At 74.1% G+C, this 16,752-nt stretch carries 16 protein-coding genes; 13 read left to right on the top strand and 3 right to left on the bottom strand.

The window, feature by feature from the left end; translation table 11 throughout:
• Positions 1-10: 10 nt before the first annotated feature.
• Positions 11-1,381, bottom strand: a complete 1,371-nt coding sequence (locus ACFYOS_RS27755; protein WP_387147720.1) for a protein kinase — start codon at positions 1,379-1,381, stop codon at positions 11-13.
• A gap of 557 nt (positions 1,382-1,938) precedes the next feature.
• Here ACFYOS_RS27755 and ACFYOS_RS27750 point away from each other — a divergent pair.
• The 8 genes from ACFYOS_RS27750 to ACFYOS_RS27715 all read left to right on the top strand — a co-directional run bounded on the left by ACFYOS_RS27750 (position 1,939) and on the right by ACFYOS_RS27715 (position 9,139).
• Positions 1,939-2,580, top strand: a complete 642-nt coding sequence (locus tag ACFYOS_RS27750) for an RNA polymerase sigma factor (RefSeq protein WP_387147717.1) — start codon at positions 1,939-1,941, stop codon at positions 2,578-2,580.
• 16 nt (positions 2,581-2,596) lie between these two features.
• Positions 2,597-3,355: a hypothetical protein gene (locus ACFYOS_RS27745; RefSeq protein ID WP_387147713.1), complete on the top strand. Its 759-nt coding sequence runs from the start codon at positions 2,597-2,599 to the stop codon at positions 3,353-3,355.
• Positions 3,356-3,526: 171 nt separating this feature from the next.
• The gene (egtA, locus tag ACFYOS_RS27740; RefSeq protein WP_387147710.1) at positions 3,527-4,762 is read left to right on the top strand and encodes an ergothioneine biosynthesis glutamate--cysteine ligase EgtA; all 1,236 of its coding nucleotides are present in this window, start codon (positions 3,527-3,529) and stop codon (positions 4,760-4,762) included.
• A complete protein-coding gene (gene egtB / locus ACFYOS_RS27735) occupies positions 4,759-6,096 on the top strand; it encodes an ergothioneine biosynthesis protein EgtB (protein WP_387147707.1) in 1,338 nt (445 codons plus the stop codon). The genes egtA and egtB overlap by 4 nt, the downstream gene beginning before the upstream one ends.
• 93 nt (positions 6,097-6,189) lie before the next feature.
• Positions 6,190-6,939, top strand: coding sequence for an ergothioneine biosynthesis protein EgtC (gene egtC / locus ACFYOS_RS27730; protein WP_387147704.1), 750 nt, complete (start codon positions 6,190-6,192; stop codon positions 6,937-6,939).
• 38 nt (positions 6,940-6,977) lie between these two features.
• Positions 6,978-7,943 (top strand): L-histidine N(alpha)-methyltransferase, encoded by a 966-nt coding sequence (gene egtD, locus ACFYOS_RS27725; protein WP_387147701.1) that lies wholly within the window; start codon positions 6,978-6,980, stop codon positions 7,941-7,943.
• A gap of 238 nt (positions 7,944-8,181) precedes the next feature.
• Positions 8,182-8,769 (top strand): TMEM165/GDT1 family protein, encoded by a 588-nt coding sequence (locus tag ACFYOS_RS27720; RefSeq protein ID WP_387147698.1) that lies wholly within the window; start codon positions 8,182-8,184, stop codon positions 8,767-8,769.
• 166 nt (positions 8,770-8,935) lie between these two features.
• Positions 8,936-9,139, top strand: a complete 204-nt coding sequence (locus tag ACFYOS_RS27715) for a hypothetical protein (RefSeq protein WP_387147695.1) — start codon at positions 8,936-8,938, stop codon at positions 9,137-9,139.
• A gap of 33 nt (positions 9,140-9,172) precedes the next feature.
• Here the strand turns inward: ACFYOS_RS27715 and nhaA are convergent, their stop codons facing one another.
• Positions 9,173-10,492, bottom strand: a complete 1,320-nt coding sequence (gene nhaA, locus ACFYOS_RS27710; protein ID WP_387147692.1) for a Na+/H+ antiporter NhaA — start codon at positions 10,490-10,492, stop codon at positions 9,173-9,175.
• A gap of 455 nt (positions 10,493-10,947) precedes the next feature.
• On the opposite strand from nhaA, the gene ACFYOS_RS27705 reads away from it, so the two are divergent.
• A complete protein-coding gene (locus tag ACFYOS_RS27705; protein ID WP_387147689.1) occupies positions 10,948-12,408 on the top strand; it encodes a polysaccharide biosynthesis tyrosine autokinase in 1,461 nt (486 codons plus the stop codon).
• Here the strand turns inward: ACFYOS_RS27705 and ACFYOS_RS27700 are convergent.
• Positions 12,389-12,943, bottom strand: coding sequence for a low molecular weight phosphatase family protein (locus ACFYOS_RS27700; RefSeq protein WP_387147686.1), 555 nt, complete (start codon positions 12,941-12,943; stop codon positions 12,389-12,391). The two genes, ACFYOS_RS27705 and ACFYOS_RS27700, sit on opposite strands and share 20 nt — an antisense overlap.
• Positions 12,944-13,090: 147 nt before the next feature.
• On the opposite strand from ACFYOS_RS27700, the gene ACFYOS_RS27695 reads away from it, so the two are divergent.
• From ACFYOS_RS27695 to ACFYOS_RS27680, 4 genes are all read left to right on the top strand, one after another.
• Positions 13,091-14,320, top strand: coding sequence for a glycosyltransferase family 4 protein (locus ACFYOS_RS27695; protein ID WP_387147683.1), 1,230 nt, complete (start codon positions 13,091-13,093; stop codon positions 14,318-14,320).
• A 105-nt stretch (positions 14,321-14,425) separates the two neighbouring features.
• The gene (locus ACFYOS_RS27690) at positions 14,426-15,028 is read left to right on the top strand and encodes a hypothetical protein (protein WP_387147680.1); all 603 of its coding nucleotides are present in this window, start codon (positions 14,426-14,428) and stop codon (positions 15,026-15,028) included.
• Positions 14,974-16,203 carry a DUF4012 domain-containing protein gene (locus ACFYOS_RS27685; RefSeq protein ID WP_387147677.1) on the top strand — a complete coding sequence of 410 codons (1,230 nt, stop codon included), beginning with the start codon at positions 14,974-14,976 and terminating at the stop codon, positions 16,201-16,203. The genes ACFYOS_RS27690 and ACFYOS_RS27685 overlap by 55 nt, the downstream gene beginning before the upstream one ends.
• A 63-nt stretch (positions 16,204-16,266) precedes the next feature.
• Positions 16,267-16,689 carry a protein-tyrosine phosphatase family protein gene (locus ACFYOS_RS27680; protein ID WP_387147674.1) on the top strand — a complete coding sequence of 141 codons (423 nt, stop codon included), beginning with the start codon at positions 16,267-16,269 and terminating at the stop codon, positions 16,687-16,689.
• Positions 16,690-16,752 lie beyond the last annotated feature (63 nt).

The raw sequence follows: 16,752 nt of genomic DNA, 5'->3' as shown, positions 1-16,752 counted from the left end.
CGGGCTCGCCTCAGTTGGCCCCGGCCGGCTGCTGAGCCCCGACACCGGCGGCCGGCGGGTTCGTCGGGGGGACGGTCGGGGGCGTCGAGTCGGTCGGCGGCGCCGTGGTCGGCTCCGTGGACGGTGCGCTCGGCGTGGTGGACGGGTCCGGGGAAGGAGTCGGCTCCACCGAGGCGCTCGGGGACGGGGTGGGCGTCGCCGAGACCGACGCGGACGGCCTCACGGGCCCGGCCGGCCGGTGGGTGCGACCGGGATTCGTCGGGGGCGCCTCGGTGACCGCGGTGTCGCCGACGGAGTCGCTGGGGGCGACCGCCGGGGGCGTCGTCTGGTAGTTGGTGGCCGGCTCGCCGGTGTTGCGCGCCGCGCCGAGCGCCGCGCCCAGGGCGGCCAGCGCCACCAGCACCGCGGCCAGCGCGCCCACCAGCGTCCCCCGCCGGGCCCGGCGGCCGCCCGGCGCCGTCGCGGCGCGCGGCGCCGCGACGGTCAGGTCGTCCCGGGTGGTCGTCGGGCCGCCCGCGCCGCGCAGCGCCATGGGCACCATCGCGGTGGGCGACTCGGCGATCGCCGCCCGGGCGGCCTGGGCCATCGCCGCGCCGGTGGGGTAGCGGTCGGCCGGATCCTTGGCGAGCGCCCGGGCGACCAGCTCGCGGACCACGGGCGGGATCTCCTCCGGCAGCTCCGGGGGCTCGTCGTCCAGGTGCCGAACGGCCACCTGGAGCGGGTTGTCACCGGTGAACGGCGGCGTGCCGGTGAGGCAGCAGTAGGCGACGGCGCCGAGCGCGTAGATGTCGGTGGCACCGGAGACCGGGCGGCCGGCGGCCTGCTCGGGGGCCATGTAGAGGGCGGTGCCGGGCACCGCGTTCGTGCTGGTGATGCTGGTCACGTTCGTCGACCGGGCCACCCCGAAGTCGACGAGGACCACCGTGCCGTCCGCCTGCACCAGCAGGTTGCTCGGCTTGACGTCCCGGTGCACGATGCCCCGGGAGTGCGCGGCGTGCAGGGCCTGGGCCACCTGCGCCACGATCGACATCGTCTCGGCGACCTCGAGCTGCCCGGCCGCCTCGATCCGCCTGGACAGCGGCTCGCCGTCGACGAACTCCATGACCAGGTAGTCGGCCCGGCCGCCGTCGGGCAGTTCGTCCTCGCCGCAGTCGAAGACCTGCACGATGCCCGGGTTGCGCAGCGACGCCATGATCCGCGCCTCGGCGCGGAACCGGGCGATGAAGTCGGGATCGGAGACCAACGCGGGAAGCAGGATCTTCGCCGCGACCTGACGACCCAGCACCAGGTCCGTGGCACGCCAGACGTCCCCCATGCCGCCGGTGGCGACACGGTCATCTAGGCGGTACCGACCGCTGAGTACGACCTCCGAAGACAGCACCTCCATACCGTACCCAGCGGCGGCGGGAAGTATTTCCCGCGATCTCTCGCGTCGCGACCGGCAAGCGGCTCTATGCTCCCGCCGGAACGGTCAGCGGATCTCGCGCCCGTGGGCTGACGGTGACGACCCGGGTGCAATCGGCCAGGAGAGGACGCTCCCCGGTGCGGGTGTCCGAGTGCGGGACAGGGGTTTCCCGGGCCGCGGCGCGTCACCGGAGCGTCCGGCGGGCGCTCTCCGTTACGCCGACCCGCCGCTGACTCAGGTAGAGAATTCTCACTTTTTCGCCCTCGAGTGGCGGCTTGTCCACCCGGCTCTCCGCTCCTAGCGTTGGCCCGGCTCTGCGCCGCCCCGTGACGCCGGTACGGTATGTCCGCCGACGCGGTACTCAGCGGCACATGTCCACACGCGCGCCCGTGCGCTCCGGCTCGGGGCGGCGGATCAGGTCAGCGGGGGGCCGATGGTGCGGGTGGGGGGTCCGGTCACCGGGCCCGGCGGCGTCGGTCACGGCACCGGTGGAGGCCGGTCCGGGACGTTGGCACGGCGGGGACGGCGGGTTCATGACCGGTGAGCTGAGCGAGGCGGTGGCCGCGGCGCAGGCGGGCGACGAGGCGGCCTTCCGGTACCTCTACCGCAGCCTGCAGCCCGGACTGCTGCGCTACCTCACCGCGCTGGTAGGGGGCGACGCGGAGGACGTCGCCTCCGAGACCTGGTTGCAGATCTCCCGCGATCTGCCCAGCTTCACCGGCGGCGAGTTCCGTGCCTGGACCGTCACCATCGCCCGCAACCGGGCCATGGACCACCTCCGACGGCAGCGCCGGCGGCCCTCCCTGCCGGTGCCCGTGCAGGCGCTGAGCGAACTGGCCGGCGACGCCGACACCGCCGAGCGGGCCGGCGAGACGATCGGCACCGAGAGCGCGCTCGCGCTGATCGCCACCCTGCCGCCCCGCGAGGCGGAGGCGGTGCTGCTGCGCGCGGTGATCGGGCTGGACGCGGAGACCGCCGGGCGGGTGCTCGGCCGGCGGGCGGGGGCGGTCCGGACCGCCGCGCACCGCGGACTGCGTCGCCTCGCCGCGCTGCTGGAACGCTCCGAGGTGGCACAGCCGACGGGCCGGGCCGGGGCAGCCACGCTGCCTCGCCCGCGTACCGGCCGGGGACGGCACGCGCCGAACGCGCCCAAAGCCGAACCGGCGGACGGATGACGTGAGGGGAACCTGGATGAGCTTTCGCCGCTCCGACGGACCCGCCGACCGGGCGGAGTCCGAGCGTCTCCTCGACGCGGCCCGCGCCGGGCGTCCCCCGACGCCCGGCGCCGACCCGCTGGCCCACCTGCTCGCCGCAGCGGCCGCCCCGGCCGACCCCGGCGAGCTCGCCGGCGAGGAGCACGCGCTCGCCGCGTTCCGGGTGGCCCGGGCAAACGCCGCGTCGGTGCCGGCCCGGGCACCACGCCGACGCCGCCTTCGCGTCGGCGTGACGGCCTGGGCGGCCGGGCTCGCCGCCACCGCCACCGCCGGTGCCGCCTTCGCCGCGGTGAGCCTCGACCGGCCCGAGCAGCCCGCACCCCCGCTGGCGCCGACCAGCGCGGGCAACACCGGCGGGAGCAGCGCGGCGTCGCCGACCGGGTCCGCCGGGGACAGCCCGACCAGCGGGACCGCGGGCCCGGCTCCGTCCACCGGCGTGGCACCCACCGGCACCGGCGGACCCGGTCAGCCGGCGAAGGCGGAACAGCTCACCGGTCTGTGCCGGGCGTACCTGGCCAAATCGGACGAGCAGCGGGTCAAGGCCCTGGAGGCGCCCGCCTTCGCCGACCTGGTGGCCGCCGCGGGTGGGGCCGAGCAGGTCGAGACGTACTGCCTCCGGCTCGTGCCGGACCAGGGCCCGAAGGGGTCGCCGAGCCCTCGCGGGGACCTGTCGCCCGGTGCCGCCACCGAGCCCGCGCCGGCCCGCCGCACGGGCGAGCCGAGCGCCGACAGCTGACCCGCGGCCAGGCCGGCGCAACCCGATTTCGGACAAAAATTCATCTTCCTGGGCGCGCGGATTCCGTCTGCTAGACAGAAGATGGTGGGACTGCGCCCGCGCGGCCGGTGTCGGGCGGTGGCGACGGAGCGACCCGGTGGTCGCCGACCCGCAAGGGAGAGGAGCCGTCTCTTGGTGATGTCACCGGAGCTCGACCGGGCCACCGTCCTGCGGGGCGAGGCCTCGGCCGCCGGGCACATCGCCAGGATCTGCTTCAAGACCGGCCCACCCACCCTGACCGGCGTCGAGCTGGAATGGACCGTGCACGACGCCGGGGATCCGACCCGCCCGGTCGACCGCGAACGGTTGCGCCGGGCGCTGGGGCGACACAGCCCCGTGACCATCGACCCGACCAGCCCCGCCGAAGGGCTCCGGCACGGCGGCGCCGTGACCGTGGAGCCGGGCGGGCAGGTGGAAATCTCCTCCGCGCCGCGACCCTCGGTCGCCGCGCTGATCCTGGCCACCGAGGCCGACATCGCCGAGTTGAGCGCCGTACTGGATGCCGCCGGCCTCGTCCTCGGCAGCACCGGCATCGACCCCTGGCGGACGCCCCGCCCGGTCGTGGAAACCCCCCGCTACCAGGCCATGCGCTGCGTCTTCGACCGGCGCGGCCCGGCCGGTCGTGCCATGATGTACAGCACCGCCGGTCTCCAGGTCTGCCTGGACGCGGGCGAGCCACAGCAACTGGCCGAGCGGTGGGCCGCCGCGCACGCCGTCGGGCCGCCGCTGCTGGCCGCGTTCGCCACCGCGGACCGGCACGCCGGCCGGCACACCGGGTGGGCCTCCGCCCGGATGGCCGCCTGGCTCGCCATCGACCCGGCCCGGACCCGGCCGGTCTGGTCGCCCGACCAGGCCGACCACGACCCGGTCGCGGCCTGGACCGGGTACGCGCTCGCCGCGCCGCTGCTGTGCGTGCGGGGCGACGGTCCCGATTGGACGCCGCCACCCGGCGTCACGTTCGCCGACTGGCTGGCCGGCGCGCTGCCCCGCCCGCCGACCACCGACGACCTGGAATACCACGTCAGCACGCTCTTTCCGCCGGTCCGCCCGCGCGGCTACCTGGAGATCCGCTACCTGGACGCCCAGCCCGGCCGGGAGTGGACGCTGCCGCCCGCGGTGCTGACCGCGCTCTTCGCCGACCCGGCCACGACCCGGGAGGCGCTGGCCGTCGCGACACCGGTCGCCGACCGGTGGTACGCGGCCGCCCGGTACGGGCTCGGCGACCCGCCGCTGGCCGCCGCCGCCACGACCCTGTTCGACCTGGCCCTGGCGGCCCTGCCCCGGCTGGACCTGCCGGCCGGGACGCACGAGGAGACGAGCCGAGGAATCCGGCGGCGCCGCGCCGCCGCGGAGAGGAGGCACCGGTGACGACGACCGAGCGGCCGGGCCCGGAGAGCGAGCAGCTGCGCAGCCTGATCGCGGCGGAGCTGGAACGCACCCGGGCCCGTACGGCCCAGCTGACCGACGCGGTGGACGACGACGACCTGATGCGGCAGCACTCCACGCTGATGTCCCCGCTGGTCTGGGACCTGGCGCACGTCGGCAATCAGGAGGAGCTCTGGCTGGTCCGCGACGTCGGCGGCCGCGAGCCGGTGCGCCGGGACATCGACGACCTGTACGACGCGTTCAAACAGCCCCGCAAGGACCGCCCGGCCCTGCCGCTGCTGCCACCGGCGGCGGCCCGCGCCTACGTGCGCACCGTCCGGGACAAGGTCTACGACCTGCTCGACGGGATCCGGTTCGCGGACCGGAGGCTGGTCGAGGACGGGTTCGCGTTCGGGATGGTCGTGCAGCACGAGCAGCAGCACGACGAGACCATGCTCGCCACCCACCAGCTGCGCGCCGGGGCGCCGGTGCTGGACGCGCCGCCGCCGCCCGAGCCGCGGCTCCGGGTCGGCGGCGAGGTGCTGGTGCCGGCTGGGCCGTTCACGATGGGCACCTCGACCGACCCGTGGGCGCTGGACAACGAGCGGCCCGCGCACACCGTCGAGCTGCCCGCGTACGTCATCGACGCGGCGCCGGTCGCCAACGGGCAGTACCGCGCCTTCATCGCCGACGGCGGATACGACGAGCCGCGCTGGTGGAGCGAGGCGGGCTGGCGGCACCGGGTGGAGGCGGAACTGAGCGCCCCGATGCACTGGCGTCGGGACGGCGACGGCTGGGCGTACCGGCGGTTCGGCCGCTGGTCGCGGGTGCGCGACGACGAGCCGGTGGTGCACGTCTGCTTCTACGAGGCGCAGGCGTACGCGGCCTGGGCCGGCGGGCGGCTGCCCACCGAGGCGGAATGGGAGAAGGCGGCCCGCTGGGACCCGGCGACCGGCCGCTCGCGCCGTTACCCCTGGGGCGACGAGGACCCGACCGCCGAGCACGCCAACCTCGGCCAGCGGCATCTCTGGCCGGCGCCGGTCGGGGCGTACCCGGCGGGCGCCTCGCCGCTGGGCGTGCACCAGCTCATCGGCGACGTCTGGGAGTGGACCTCGACCAGCTTCCGCGGGCACCCGGGCTTCGTGGCGTTCCCCTACCGGGAGTACTCGGAGGTCTTCTTCGGCGACGACTACCGGGTGTTGCGCGGCGGTTCGTTCGGCACCGACCGGTCGGCCTGTCGGGGCACCTTCCGTAACTGGGACTACCCGATCCGGCGGCAGATCTTCAGCGGCTTCCGCTGCGCCCGCGACGCCCGGCCGGAAGAGGCGGACACGTGAGCGAGCGGAGCGAGCGAACCATCGGCTCAGTAGCGGCGCCTCACGCCGTCGCGGAGCGAAGCGAGGCGGCGGCGTGAGCGTTGGTGCCGCCTGATGTGCCGCCACCTGGCTTACCTCGGGCCGCCGGTCAGCCTGCGCAGCCTGCTGTACGACCCACCGTACGGCCTGCTGCGGCAGTCCTGGGCGCCGCGCGACATGCGCGGCGGCGGCACCATCAACGCCGACGGCTTCGGGGTCGGCTGGTACCCGCCGGGCGACGGCGACCCGGTCCGCTACCGGCGGGCCCAGCCGCTGTGGAGCGACACCACGCTGCCGGGGCTGGCGGCGGCGACTGTCGCCGGCGCGGTGCTCGCCGCCGTCCGCTCCGCCACCGTCGGCATGCCGGTGCAGGAGACCGCCGCCGCGCCGTTCGCCGAGGGTCGCTGGCTGTTCAGCCACAACGGCGTGATCCGGGGCTGGCCGGACGCCGTGGCGCCGCTCGCCGCCGAGCTGCCGGTGCGCGATCTGCTGACCCTCGACGCGCCGACCGACGCCGCGCTGCTCTGGGCTCTGGTACGGCACCGGCTGCGGGCCGGGGAGGATCCGGCGCGGGCGGTGGCCGACACCGTCGCCGCGGTCGCCGCGGTCGCCCCCGGCTCGCGGCTGAACCTGCTGCTCACCGACGGCACCTCGGCGGTGGCCAGCGTGTCCGGTCACGCGCTGTCGGTCCGGGCCGGCGACCGGTCGGTGCTGCTGGCCTCCGAGCCCCTCGACGACGAGCCCGGCTGGCGACCCGTGCCGGACGGGCAGCTGGTGGTGGCCACCGCCACCGGGCTGGACACCCGGGAGCTGATGGGCGTCTGACACCTCGTTTCCGCAGGTAGGACAAGAAGGGACAGCTGATGAGCGCGGAGCCGTTGGAGATCTACCTGGAGGAGCAGGACCTCGAGCGCAGCCTGCGCGAGGACGTACGGATCGGGTTGACCGCCACCCCGAAGTGGCTGCCGCCGAAGTGGTTCTACGACGCCCGGGGCAGCGAACTCTTCGAGGAGATCACCCGGCTGCCCGAGTACTACCCGACCCGGGCCGAGCGGGCCGTGCTGGCCGAACATGCCGACGACATAGCCGAGCTGACCGATGCCAAGACGCTGATCGAGCTGGGCTCCGGCTCGTCGGAGAAGACCCGACTGCTGCTGGATGCCTTCGCCCGCCACGGCGGCCTGGGCACTTTCGTGCCGCTGGACGTCTCGGTGAGCGCCCTCCGCCAGTCCACGGAGCAGATCGCCGCCGAGTACCCCGGGCTGCGGGTCCGCGGCATCGTCGGGGACTTCACCCGGCAGCTCGACCGGCTGCCGACGGGCGGCCGGCGGCTGGTGGTGTTCCTCGGCGGCACCATCGGCAACCTGCTTCCGCGGGAGCGGGCCGAGTTCCTCACCGCGATGCGCGCCGCGCTGGAGGCCGGCGACTGGCTTCTCATCGGCACCGACCTGGTCAAGGACCCGAAGGTGATCGTGCCGGCGTACGACGACGCGGCCGGGGTCACCGCCGACTTCAACCGCAACGTGCTGCGCGTGATCAACCGCGAGCTGGGGGCGGACTTCGACCCGGAGGCGTTCACCCACGTGGCAGTCTGGGACCCGGAGCACGAGTGGATCGAGATGCGGCTGCGCGCCGAGCGTCCGACCCGGGCGCGCGTGCTGGACCTGGAGGTCGACTTCGCCGCCGGCGAGGAGTTGCGCACGGAGGTCTCGGCCAAGTTCCGCCCCGAGGGGATCGCGGCGGAGCTGGCCGCCGCCGGGTTCGAGCGGCAGGCGTTCTGGACCGACCCGGACGGGCTGTTCGGGGTGACCCTCGCCCGGGCCGACTGAGTTGTCCGGGTCCGCCGCGGGTGGAGGCTCTTCAGCCGCGGCGGCTCCGCCGGCCGGGGTGGGATAGGCTTGCCGGCGCGAAGGGGAGTAGCCCCCAATGTCGTGGTCGACATACTGATGCGTCCCGCATCCGGCCACGCGGCCCCGTTCCACGGGCGGGCGAGACCTTCGACTCAGGCTGTCGCAGCCGGGTCGAGGGCGCCCCATACCTCCTCCCGGCTTGATCGGGAAGGTTCACATGGACGGTTTCCTCGTCGCGCTGGTGATCAGCTTCGGCGTCATCTTCGTCGCCGAACTGGGCGACAAGTCCCAGCTCATGGCGCTCACGTTCGCCACGCGGTTCAAGCCCGTACCGGTGCTCATCGGCATCACCGTCGCCACCGCGATCGTGCACCTGGCGTCGGTGGCGATCGGGTACGGCCTGCACGCGGCGCTGCCCACCGCCTGGATCTCGCTCATCGCCGGTCTCGCGTTCCTCGGGTTCGGCGCCTGGACGCTGCGCGGTGACAAGCTCACCGAGGAGGAGAAGCGTAAGGCGGAGAAGACCAGCAAGTCGGCCATGGTCGCCGTCGGTGTCGCGTTCTTCCTGGCCGAGCTGGGCGACAAGACTATGCTCGCCACCATCACCCTGGCCACCAAGTACGGCTGGTTCGGTACCTGGCTTGGCTCCACCCTCGGCATGGTGGCCGCCGACGCCCTGGCGATCATGGTTGGCCGGCTGCTCGGCCGGCACCTGCCGGAGAAGGCCATCCGGTACGGCGCCGCGATCCTCTTCGCCATCTCCGGCCTCTGGCTGGTCCTGGAGGCGATCAACGAGCTCGCCTGAGTCGGTCCGCCGTCGCGGCCGTGACCGGTCGCGACGGCGGAATCCCGGCTCCGGATGATCGTGGACGGCGTCGCTGGGTATGAACGTCTGCGCCGCGCCTCGGCGGGAACGACCACCGCCGGGTCCGCGTCACCAGAGCGAACCAGGACGACCGGGAGGTCCGCGCATGAGCAGGCACGACGAGCCCAACGAGTACGGATTCGCCGGGGATCCCACCGCCCCCGAGCCGCCGCCCGGTGGGCGCTCCGACGAGCAGGACCGGGCCGAGGAGGTCGCGGTGCCGGGCGACGACCTGCTCGACCCGTACGCCGACGCGGTGGAGGAGGAGACCGACGGGACGGAGGAGGAGCGCGCCAGACGCCTGCGCTGATCCCCGCGCGGCGTGCCGGGCGGGCCGCCCCGGCTACCCGGTCTCCTCCTGGTAGACGTCCAGCACGCCGTCGCCGTCGCTGTCCCGGCTCTCCCGTTCGGAGATCCGCCGGTAGACCCGGTTGCGCCGGATCAGCACCGTGGCGGCGAGCACGGCCGCGACCAGCGAGCCGAGCAGGACCGCCGCCTTCACCCGCTCGTCCTCGGCGCTGCCGGCTCCGAAGGCCAGCTCGCCGATGAGCAGCGAGACGGTGAACCCGATCCCGGCCAGCAGCGCCAGCCCGAACAGGTCGGCCCAGGTGATCTCCTCGTCCAGCTCGGCCCGGGTGAACCGGGCGAGCAGGAAGGTCGAGCCGAACACCCCGACCGCCTTGCCGAGCACCAGCCCGGCGACCACGCCGATCACGACCGGATCGGTGAGCACGCCGGCCAGGTCGACGTCGACCAGCGACACGCCGGCGGCGAAGAACGCGAAGATCGGCACCGCGAAGCCCGCGGAGGCCGGGCGCCAGCGGTGCTCCAGCCGTTCGGCCAGCCCCGGCCTGCCGGTGCGCGACGGCAGCACCGGCACGGTGAAGCCGAGCAGCACGCCGGCGACCGTGGCGTGCACCCCGGAGGCGTGCACCAGCGTCCAGGCCGTCACGGCGAGCGGGAGCAGCGCCCACCACCAGGTCCGCCGGTGCTGCACCAGCAGGGCGAAGACGGCGATCGGCGCGAGCGCCCCGAGCAGCGGTAGCGGGTGGAAGTCGGCGGTGTAGAAGACCGCGATGATGATGATCGCGAAGAGGTCGTCCACCACCGCGAGCGTGAGCAGGAAGGCGCGCATGCCCTGTGGCAGGTGGGAGCTGACCACCGCGAGCACCGCCAGCGCGAAGGCGATGTCGGTGGCGGTCGGGATCGCCCAGCCCCGCAGGCCGGCGCCGCCGGCGGAGAGCGTCACGGTCACGTAGCTCAGCGCCGGCAGCAGCATGCCGCCCATCGCGGCCACCACCGGCAGCGCGGCCCGGCGCGGGTCCCGCAGGTCTCCGGCGACGAACTCCCGCTTGAGCTCCAGGCCCATCACGAAGAAGAAGATCGCCAGCAACCCGTCGGCGGCCCAGGTGGCGAGGTTCAGGTCCAGGTGCAGCCCCTGACCGCCGGGCCACGGCACCCAGTCACCGAGCTGCGCGTACGCGGACCGCCAGGGGGAGTTCGCCCAGATCAGCGCCACCACCGCGCCGAGCAGCAGCAACCCGCCACCGACCGTCTCGGTCCGCAGCACGTCGGCCAGGAAGCGCGCCTCCGGCCACGATCGGCGGGAGAGGAGACGGTCGGGCCGGCGGTTCTCTCCGGTGCGCGGGGTGCGGTCGGTCATGCGGTGTCCACCTCGGGATCAGGAGTCGGCGACGCGATCGCCGACCAGACTTCCCGGCACACCGCCTCCGACCCTATCCGGTCGGGCGTCGTCGACGAGCTGGCGCGGCGGCCATCGGCTCAACGTGTCGCGGGTCCGGCCGGCGCCAAGAAATCCGCCGCACCACGCCGCCATGTCCGGCGTTAAGAGAGACAGGGTGCGTCCGCGACCGGTGACCCGGGCGCGGGGTCGTGCGCCAGTGTCCTCAGCGGCGGTGGTTTCGCGATCCACGGTTCCCCTGCGTCCGGTCCGGGAATGTAAGGATTTAGACCGTATGTGCGCTTCTCGTCGCTTACATTCGGCTAGGCGTTTACTGTGTTGTATAAGCGTTTTCGCGACTGACACGTTTACTGGGCGATTTAGGGGGCTTTCGTGCAGTTTTATCGGCTGATCGGCGTGTCGCGAGGGGGAACGTGATGGACGTTCTCAGTTACCTGCGCCTGGTCCGACGCCACTGGTGGATCGTGCTGATCACCGTGATGGTCGCCCTTGGCGCCGCCGCCGGGATCACGGTCCGCACGCCCGCGAAGTACCAGGGCTCGGTGACCTTCTTCGTCACCACGCCCAGTCAGGGAGTTACCGACGCCTACCAGGGCAGTCTGTTCCTCCAGCAGCGGGTGAAGTCCTATGCCGACCTGATCACCAGCGACCGGCTGGCACAGAGAGTGGTGGCCGAGAGTCAGCTCGGTCTCACCGCCGACCAGGTGCAGCGTCGGATCAGCACCACTGCCGAGACCGGCACCGTGCTGCTGAAGGCCACCTTCACCGACACCGACCAGACGCGGGCACTGAAGGCCACCGAGACGCTCTCCGCCAAGTTCATCGAGCTGGTGCAGCTGGTGGAGACACCGCCGGACGGCACGGCGCCGCCGGTCAAGGTCGAGGTGGTCAGCGGTCCCCGGGTGACCACCAGCCCGGTGTCGCCGCAGCCAGTGCGGAACCTGGTCATCGGTGGACTGCTGGGCCTGCTGGTCGGGATGGCGCTGGCCGTGCTGCGCGGCGTGGCCGACGTCCGGATGCGGGACGCGGCCGCGCTCCAGCGGGTGACCGGCAGCCCGCTGCTGGCCGAGGTCCCGTTCGAGTCCAGCGCCAAGACGGCTCCGCTCATCGTGGCCGAGGCGGCCAACTCACTGCGCGCCGAGGCGGTCCGCAAGCTCCGGACCAACCTGCGCTTCGTGGACGTGCACGAGCCCGCCCGGGTCATCGCGGTCACCAGCGCCCTGCAGGGCGAGGGGAAGACCACCATGGCCTGCAACACGGCGATCGCGCTGGCCGAGGCGGGCTGGCGGGTGCTGCTCATCGACGCCGACCTGCGCCGGCCCAAGGTCGCCGACTACCTCGGTCTCGACGGCGGGCTGGGCCTCACCGATGTGCTGGTGGGCGACATCAAGGTCGGCGACGTGGTGCAGCGGTGGGGCGACAAGTCGCTGCTCGTGCTCCCCAGCGGTGCCGCCCCGCCCAACCCGAGCGAGCTGCTCGGCTCCAAGGCGATGGCGGACCTGCTGGTCGCCCTGCGCGAGTCCGCCGACATCGTGATCATCGACACCGCGCCGCTGCTCGCCGTCACCGACGGTGTGGTGGTGGCGGTGCAGGCCGACGGCGCGTTGCTGATCACCCAGCATGGGCGTACCTCGCGCAGCCAGGTGGCCGCCGCGGCCCGCGCGTTGCAGTCGGTCTCGGTGCGCCTGCTCGGTTGCGTGCTCAACATGGCGAAGGTGGCCAAGGCGGACGCCTACCAGTACGAGGCGTACAAGGTGGTCGTACCGCCGGCCGGGCCCTCGGTGCCCAGCGACCGCGCCGCTGTCGCCCGGCGCGGTGGACACGCCGCCGCGGCTGGTGGCGACCGTACTCAGGAACTCAGCCGGCTGTCGCGATGAGTGCCAGCACGGGTCGGATCGACCGCTCGATCTCCTCGGCACAGCGCCGGAAGTCGGCGGGCGAGCCGCCGACCGGGTCGCGCAGGTCCTCCGCGTCGGGGGCGGCGGGTTGCAGCCGCCCCCGGGCGAGGGCGGCCGCCGACACGGCGGCGCGCAGCGGGGATCCGTTGCGCGCCGCGGGGGCCTCGGCCGCGCCAGCCAGCCGGGCGAACTGGCGGATCGTGAAGGTCCGGTGCAGTGCGGCCGGGGCCAGCGACGTGCAGACGGACCGCTGTCGCCGGGTCGCGGTCAGCACCAGCGTGGCACCGGCCAGGTGCTCCGCCCGCAGCCGGCGGGTGCGGAAGGACGCCGGGTCCGCGCCGGTCCCGGCGGCCACCTCGACCGCGTACGGGTGCATGGGCGCGCCGTCGAGGGCGTCGGTGCCGGCGCTGGCCACGGTGACCGGGTGGTCGGCGAGGAGCCGGCGCGCGATGTACTCCGCCATCGGGGACCGGCACAGGTTGGCGTGGCAGACGAAGAGCACCTCGTCGACCATCTGCACCCCTCTCGTCGACACGGTCGCGGGACGGATCGCCGCGACGGCGGGCGTCGTCCGGTCGTCACGGCCGGACGCGGAGGGGATGCGGGCATCGTACGCGGTGGCTGCGGCCGGGCGCCCCCAGGCCGCGCCAGGAGCGCGGCCATGAAGATCGGGATCCTCTCCTACCACTTCCCGCCGGAGCCGGCCTTCATCCCCGGCAGCCTGGCCGAGGAGCTGGCGGCCCGGGGCCACGAGGTACGCGTGCTGACCGGCTTCCCGGACTACCCGGGCGGGCACGTCTACCCGGGCTGGCGGCAGCGCTGGCGGCACCAGACGCGCAGCGAGCGGCTGACCGTCCGGCGGGTGCCCCGGTACGCCGGCGGCGACGGCTCCGCCCGCGCGCGGATGGCCAGCTGGCTCTCCTTCGCCGGCAGCGTGGCGCTGGCCGGCCGGCGCTACCTCAGCGACGTCGACGCGTTGTACGTGTTTCAGCTCCCGGCGGTCACCTTCGCAGCCGCCGGCCTGCTGCGGCTGCTCGGCCGAGTGCCGACCGTGCTGCACGTGCAGGACGTCTGGCCGGGGGAGGAGCCGGCCCGGGCCGGGGAGGCCCGCCGGTGGTCGGGCCGGCTCGACGCCACCATGCGCCGGATCTTCCAGGAGGCCGGGGCCGTCGCCGTCACCGCGCCGTCGATGCGCGACCTGGTGGTCGCCGGTGGGGCCGACCCGGAGCGGGTGCGGGTGGTGCTGAACTGGACCGACGAGCGCATCTTCCGGCCGACCGAGCCGAGCCCGGTCGCCCGCCGGCTGATCCGCCGGGACGGCCGGTGCGTGGTGATGCACGCCGGCACGATCGGCATACGCCAGGGTCTGGAGACCGCGGTGCGGGCCGCGGCCGCGTTGGACGACCGGATGGACCTGGTCCTGGTCGGTTCGGGAGCGGAGGAGCGGCGGGTGCGGGGGCTCGCCGCCGAGCTCGAGGCGGAGAACGTCCGGTTCGTCGAACGGCGCTCGCCGTTGGACATGCCCGAACTCTACGCGGCGGCCGACTATCAGCTGGTCATGCTGCGAGACCTGCCGGAGCTGCGCGGCATGGTGCCTGGCAAGCTCCAGGCAGCGCTCTCCTGCGCCGCCCCGGTGGTCGCCTCGGCCGGCGGGGACACGGTGGAGTTGGTGGAGCGGGCCCGGGCGGGGCTGTCCTGCCCGCCGGAGGACTGGGCCGCGCTGGCGGACCGGTTCTGGTTGGCTTCGACGATCCCGCCGCCGGCCCGGGTGGACATGGGCCGCCGCGGGCGGGACGCGTACCTGCGGGAGATGTCGCACCGCGCCGGTGTGGACCGGATCGAGCAGCTGCTCCATGACGTCTCGGCGCGGGCCGCCCGTCCGGGCCGGTAGCGGCGAGCGTGTACCAAAGGCCCAACATTTAGCCAGGCCGTCCGGCCGTTTTACACAAGAAGCCACCGACCGTCATTGATGTCCTGACCGGGTGGGGGGAGTGGCGTGACGGACAGCGGTGGGTCCCGTCGGCGGCGCAGCCGAAGACGGCGGCGGGCCCGGGTACGGCGTGCCCTGCTCACCGGCCTGGTGGTGGTCTCGCTGCTGCTCACGACGGGTGGCTGGGTCGGCTTCCGCGGCTGGCAGACGCGGACGCACCTGCTCAACGCCGCGGGGTTGGCGAAGGAGCTCAGCACCGAGGTGGTCGGCGGCGACGCCGGCCGCGCCCAGCGCACCCTGGCCGCCCTCCAGGAACAGGCCGGCGCCGCCCGGCGCGCGACCGGTGATCCGGGCTGGTGGCTCGGTCAACGTGCCCCGTACGCCGGCAACGACCTGACCGCCATGCGGCAGATCGCCGTGGCGGTGGACGACCTGACGCGGCTCGCCTTCCCGACCCTGCTCCGGCTCGACCTCGCCTCGCTGGTCCCCTCGAGGGGCGCCTCGACCTGGCCCGGCTGCGCGCCGTCTCCGCCGAGGTCTCGACCGCCAACCGGGCGGTCCGGGAGACCACCACGCGGCTCGCGGCCGTGTCGACCGACGACCTCATCAGGCAGGTGCGGGAGGCGCTCCTCGGGCTGCGTACCGAGCTCGACCGGCTCGGTGACCTGACCTCCGCCGCGGACCAGGGCGCCCGGCTGCTGCCGCCGCTGCTCGGCGTCGACGGCCCGCGCCGGTACCTGCTCGTGTCGCAGAACCCCGCGGAACTCCGGGCCACCGGCGGCGTGTTCGGCGGGTACGCCGTGCTCCGGGCGGAGAGCGGTCGGATCCGGATGACCGCGCAGGGGTCGAGCTCCGGCCTGGAGCGGTTCGACCCGCCGTTGCGGCTCAGCCCGGAGTTGCGCCGGCTCTGGAACGACCTGCCCGGAACCTATGCGGCGGACGTCAACCTCAGCCCCGACTTCCCGACCGCGGCCGCGCTCTATCGCGAGATCGTCCGCCGGCGCACCGGAACGACGGTGGACGGGATCCTGGCGGTGGATCCGGTGGTGCTGTCGTACCTGCTCGGCGTCGTCGGTCCGGTGGCCGTGCCCGGCGAGCCCGCCCTGGCGGGCGGCACGGTGGTCCGGACGCTACTCAGCGACTCCTACCGGGACCTGGCCGGCAAGGCGCAGGAACAGTACTTCGTAGCAGCCTCGTCGGCTGTCGTCGGCGCAGTTCTCACGAAAAGGGTCAATCAGCGGGAACTTCTGACGATCTTCAATCGTTCCATCGCCGAACGGCGGATGTTGTTCTGGAGCTTCCATCCCGAGGAGCAACGCGTCCTGGCTGACAGTCGGCTGGCCGGGCGGCTCCCCGAGAAGGACGGTGTGCCGATGGTCGGCGTGTTCCTCAACGACGGCAGCGGCGCGAAGCTCGGCTACTACCTCAGGTTCTCGGCCACCCTGACGGTCGACGGCTGCCAGCCGGACGGGCGGCGGGAGCTGCGGCTGCGGGTCGACGTCCACTCCACCGCGCCGCAGTCCGGTCTGGCCGGGCCGGTCACCGGTCTCGCCCCGTCCGGCGACCCGTACACCGCCCGCACCTTCGTGTCGGTGTACAGCCCCAGTGGAGGGGCGGTGCTCGGTGGTCGGCTGGACGGCCGCACCACGGCGATGGGTAGCGGGATGGACCATCGCCGCCAGGTAACCGTGGCGACCGTGGAGGTCGGACCCGGACGGACCCGGACCCTCGACGTCACGTTGCTCACGGGCAAGACCGGCGCCGGGACGGCCGAGCTGGTGTTCACCCCCACCGTCACCCCATGGACCACCCAAGTGGTCTCCGCCCCGGGCTGTGACGAGTAGGAGGGAATCTACCCGCGCCGGTGCAGGGCTCCGGCGGCCGGCCCGGAGCCGCACAATGACCGGGTGGGCGTGGGCGAGGTGTGGACCGAGCGGAGCGGACTGGTCGTGCTGCCCGGCGGGGCCGCCGTCCGGGGCCGGCGGATCCGCGTACCACCGCCCTCACCCGCCGACTTCGCCCTGCTGCTGGCGCCCGGGCCGGTCCCGGACTGGCCGCACCGTCGGATCCGCTGGCCGGACTTCTGGGTCCCGCGTGATCCGGCCGACGCGCTGGACGCCCTGCGGGAGGCGTGGCGGCGGGCGTACGCCGGCCAGCGGGTGGAGGTCGCGTGCCGCGGCGGCGTCGGCCGGACCGGCACCGCGCTGGCCGCGCTCGCCATCCTCGACGGGGTGAGCCCCGAACGGGCGGTGGCCTGGGTGCGCGCGCACCACCACCCGGGCGCGGTGGAGACGCCCTGGCAGCGTCGGTGGCTGCGCCGGGTCGGTTGAACCGGGCACGGCTACCTCGCCGACCTCGGCCTGGCACCCGGCTGACCGTCGGCGGTCGGCCCG

Origin of the sequence: Micromonospora sp. NPDC005806 (assembly GCF_042871425.1) — a bacterium.
Taxonomy (GTDB): domain Bacteria; phylum Actinomycetota; class Actinomycetes; order Mycobacteriales; family Micromonosporaceae; genus Micromonospora.
This window is presented reverse-complemented; position numbering and strand designations above follow the sequence as displayed.